The organism is Malonomonas rubra (assembly GCF_003247215.1).
GTDB lineage: Bacteria > Desulfobacterota > Desulfuromonadia > Desulfuromonadales > Geopsychrobacteraceae > Malonomonas > Malonomonas rubra_A.
The window spans coordinates 1-4,109 of sequence record NZ_QKAP01000021.1 but is presented as its reverse complement, the minus strand read 5'-3'; the positions used below and the strand labels follow the sequence as shown (position 1 = coordinate 4,109).

Here is a 4,109-nt window from a genome sequence, read left to right as displayed (position 1 = left end):
TTTGCTTAATCAGCAGTTGTTACGCAGCCTGCAGCAGGCCCAATATACGCCTCTGAATAAGGGACACTTCGGTCTAGCTGCCCAATCTTATTGTCATTTCACCTCTCCGATCCGTCGCTACCCCGATCTGCAGGTGCATCGCACCTTGAAGATTGCTCTTGAAAAAGGAGTATGCAAGGCTGAAGGTCCAAGTGAAAAGCTCATTGCTCTTGGCGAAGAATGTTCTGCAAAAGAGCGCCGTGCGTTGTCAGCAGAGCGGAATTTGCTTGAGTTGCGTCGCTGCCAGCTGATGCAGGATAAGATTGGAGAGGTCTTTCCCGGGATCATCTCATCAGTAGCCGAGTTCGGTTTTTTCGTTGAGCTTGATGAACAGTTTGTTGAAGGACTAGTCCATGTACGCAGCTTGAGCGGAGATTACTACTATTTTGAACCAACTCAACATGTGCTGATCGGAGAGCGCCGTCGACTTGAATTCCGTATTGGCATGCCGGTAGCGGTGAGGGTTGAGAAGGTCGAGTTGTGGCGCCGTCGAGTTGATTTTAGCCTTGTCGAACATGGCCGACAATCGTTAATCTAGTAAGATGGTTGTTTAAACTGGTTATTAATTAAATGGATATTGTGACCCAATTTTTACCCGCGACAGGTGCGGTTGGCCCCTGTGTTGTTTCTCTAGGGAACTTTGATGGCGTTCACCTCGGCCATCGCACCTTATTCCGTCTTTTGCTCAGCCGCGCACGTGAAATGAAGTGCAAGTCTGTGGTTTATACCTTCGAACCTCATCCGTTAAAGTTGCTGCGCCCCGAAAGGGCTCCTTTATTGCTGAATACCCCGACCGAAAAAAGGCGCTTGATCGAAGCGTCTCACGTGGATCTGTTAATTGAAGCTCCTTTTACAAGAGAATTCGCTGGGATGGATCCTAAACAGTTCGTGAATGATGTTCTTATCGGGGCGTTGCAGGTGAAAGGGTTGGTCATCGGTTATGACTACGCTTTTGGTAAAAATCGTTGTGGAAATGCAGAATTTTTACAGGAGTACTGTCGTGCCAAAGGGGTGCTGGTTGACGTTCTCAAACCGGTCGGAGTTGACGGGCAACCCTATAGTTCGACAAGGATTCGGCAAATGCTCTCCGAGGGGAAGGTAGCTGAAGTGGTTGCACTTTTGGGGCGTCACTATAACCTTGAGGGAACCGTTGTGCCTGGTCAGCAGCGAGGTCGAAAAATCGGTTTTCCCACTGCAAATCTGGAAACGGAAAAGGAGCAACTTCCGGCTCCGGGAGTTTACGCCATCAAGGTACGGCACAATTTGCAGGAATATAATGGCGTGGTTAATCTCGGTCAGCGTCCAACATTCGACAATGGTAAGTCGACCATTGAAGTCCATCTACTAGACTTCTCTGGGAATCTCTATGGGCAAAACATGCGTATTTACTTTGTTGAGCGGTTGCGTGGTGAAAAAAAATTCTCTGGACCGAAAGAGTTGACCGAGGCTATTTGTGCCGATGTTGTCAGGGCTCGCCAAATTCTTGGGGAGCGACAAATTATTCAATTTCAGGAATATCTTTCTTATTGAAAGATTAATGCTAGTGCATTAAAAAGTTATATGATATAAGTTGTGATCTGATAGTATGAGTTTCGTAAAAATTTAGCCCATGCCAAATTAGCCGCTGGAAAACATGCTCTGGAGGGGATTGCTGCCAGAAGTGTGATCTTCTGGTTTGCCTTGAGGGGCGATCAAATGAGCGTGGAAGAGGTAAAATTTCGATGAGTGCAAACCGCCTTGGTGAATTACTGGTTCGTAATGAGTTTATCTCTGATGAACAGCTGCAGAAAGCTGTTCATGAGCAGAAAAAAGAGGGGATTCGGCTTGGTGCGGCACTGATCAAACTTGGCTATGTTGAAGAAAACGATCTTGCCTCTTTCCTGTCGAAGCATTACGGTGTTCCATCCATCAACCTGTCTGAATTCGATATCGATCCTGCAGTTATCAGCCTGATTCCTGCCGACGTTGTTCAGAAATATCAACTTGTTCCAATCAACCGAGCGGGCGCGACAATGATCGTCGCCATGTCAGATCCTTCGAATATCTTCGCCATCGATGATATTAAGTTTATGACCGGCTTCAATGTCGAGGTCGTTGTTGCGGCAGAAGCCGCGATTAAAGAAGCGATCGATAAATATTATGATCAAAGCTCGACCCTTGCTGATGTCATGGGAGATCTGGAGAATTTCGATGATCTTGAACTGATTGAAGACACTTCTCTGGAAGATGTCGGAGAACTGGAAAAGGCGAGTGAGGATGCTCCGGTAGTCAAACTGGTTAACCTGATTCTGACTGATGCGATAAAAAGGAAAGCGTCCGATATCCATATCGAGCCGTACGAATATGTGTTTCGGGTGCGTTATCGTATCGACGGTGTTCTGTACGAAGTGATGAAACCGCCACGTAAGTTGAAAAACGCCATCACCTCGCGGATTAAAATTATGGCCGATCTCGATATCGCCGAGCGTCGTTTACCGCAGGATGGGCGGATTAAGATCAAAATGGGGCGCGGGGTTGAGATGGACTACCGGGTCAACTGCCTGCCGACCCTATTTGGTGAAAAGGTCGTTTTGCGTTTGCTCGACAAGAGTAACTTACAGCTTGATATGACCAAACTAGGTTACGAAGAACAAGCACTTAAGTGGTTCAAGCAGGAGATTCACAAGCCATTCGGCATGGTTTTGGTCACCGGCCCGACCGGTAGTGGCAAGACAGTTTCGCTCTATTCCGCCCTGTCGGAATTGAACAAGGTGACTGAGAATATTTCCACTGCGGAGGACCCGGTCGAATTTAACTTCGCTGGTATCAACCAAGTACAGATGCACGAAGAAATTGGCCTGAACTTTGCCGCCGCGTTGCGTGCATTTCTACGTCAAGACCCGGATATCATCATGATTGGCGAGATTCGCGACTTTGAAACCGCCGAGATCGGAGTCAAGGCTGCCTTGACTGGTCACCTGGTTTTATCCACCCTGCACACCAACGATGCGCCCAGTACCATTAACCGTCTGTTGAATATGGGGATCGAACCGTTTCTGGTTGCCTCTGCGGTTAACCTGATTTCCGCCCAGCGTCTTGGGCGGCGAATCTGCACGGAATGTAAAGAGCCGATAGATACTCCCAAGGATGCCTTGATTGCTGCAGGGGTTCCAGAAGAGGAACTCGGTAAGTTTACGGTCTACAAAGGTAAGGGATGCTCTGTCTGTAACGATACCGGCTATAAGGGGCGGATCGGTATCTATCAGGTAATGCCGATGTTCGAAGATATCAAGGAGATGGTTCTGTCTGGCGCCAATACAGCTGAGATTAAACAAGAATCGATGCGGCTTGGGGTAAAGACCATGCGCCAATCTGCCTTGACCAAGATGATGGAAGGGGTTACCACCCTGGAGGAAGTGCTTCGCTGTACCGTAGGTGATGAACAGCAGTAAATACCAGCCCGACTAAGAGGTTTGTTTTATGGCCAATATGCATCAACTGCTTAACGCTATGATCGAAAAAGGGGCTTCCGACCTGCATATATCGACAGGGACCGCGCCGCAGATCCGGGTCGATGGACATATGCAAGTTTTAAATATCGAACCTCTGTCCCCAGCGGAAACCAAGCAGCTTTGCTACAGTGTTTTGACCGATTCGCAGAAACGGATATTTGAAGAGGAAAATGAGCTTGATCTCTCTTTCGGGGTCAAAGGGCTGTCGCGTTTCCGTGGTAATATTTTTATGCAGCGTGGTGCGGTGGCCGGAGCTTTTCGTTCGATCCCTTTCGAAATCAAAAGCTTTGAAGATCTTGGATTGCCGGCGGTGGTAAAATCCCTCTCGCGGAAACCGCGTGGATTGGTTCTGGTCACCGGACCGACCGGAAGCGGTAAGTCGACGACCTTGGCGGCCATTATCGATGCGATCAATTCCTCTCGCAATGAGCACATCATTACCATAGAAGATCCAATCGAGTATTTGCATCCGCACAAAAAGTGTTTGGTGAATCAACGGGAAGTTGGGGCAGATACACAATCCTTCAAAAAAGCGCTGAAATATATCTTGCGGCAGGATCCTGATGTGGTGTTACTGGG

The 4,109-nt window shown here is 48.2% G+C and carries 4 protein-coding genes; all 4 read left to right on the top strand.

Annotation, left to right across the window (positions count from 1 at the left end; genetic code table 11):
• Positions 1–577: RNB domain-containing ribonuclease (locus Q7J88_RS02010; protein WP_303720479.1), on the top strand; the 577-nt coding region annotated here is incomplete at its 5' end.
• Between the two features lie 32 nt (positions 578–609).
• Positions 610–1,569 (top strand): bifunctional riboflavin kinase/FAD synthetase, encoded by a 960-nt coding sequence (locus Q7J88_RS02005; protein ID WP_303720478.1) that lies wholly within the window; start codon positions 610–612, stop codon positions 1,567–1,569.
• A gap of 191 nt (positions 1,570–1,760) precedes the next feature.
• Complete coding sequence (pilB, locus tag Q7J88_RS02000) at positions 1,761–3,470, top strand: type IV-A pilus assembly ATPase PilB (RefSeq protein ID WP_303720477.1); 1,710 nt, start codon at positions 1,761–1,763, stop codon at positions 3,468–3,470.
• A gap of 28 nt (positions 3,471–3,498) precedes the next feature.
• Positions 3,499–4,109, top strand: a 611-nt coding sequence (locus Q7J88_RS01995) for a type IV pilus twitching motility protein PilT (protein ID WP_303720476.1), incomplete at its 3' end; no start/stop codon positions are given.

Coding starts and splice junctions, on each gene's coding strand:
- pilB (WP_303720477.1), top strand. CDS start 1,761: ATGAGTGCAAACCGCCTTGGTGAATTACTGGTTCGTAATGAGTTTATC.
- Q7J88_RS02005 (WP_303720478.1), top strand. CDS start 610: ATGGATATTGTGACCCAATTTTTACCCGCGACAGGTGCGGTTGGCCCC.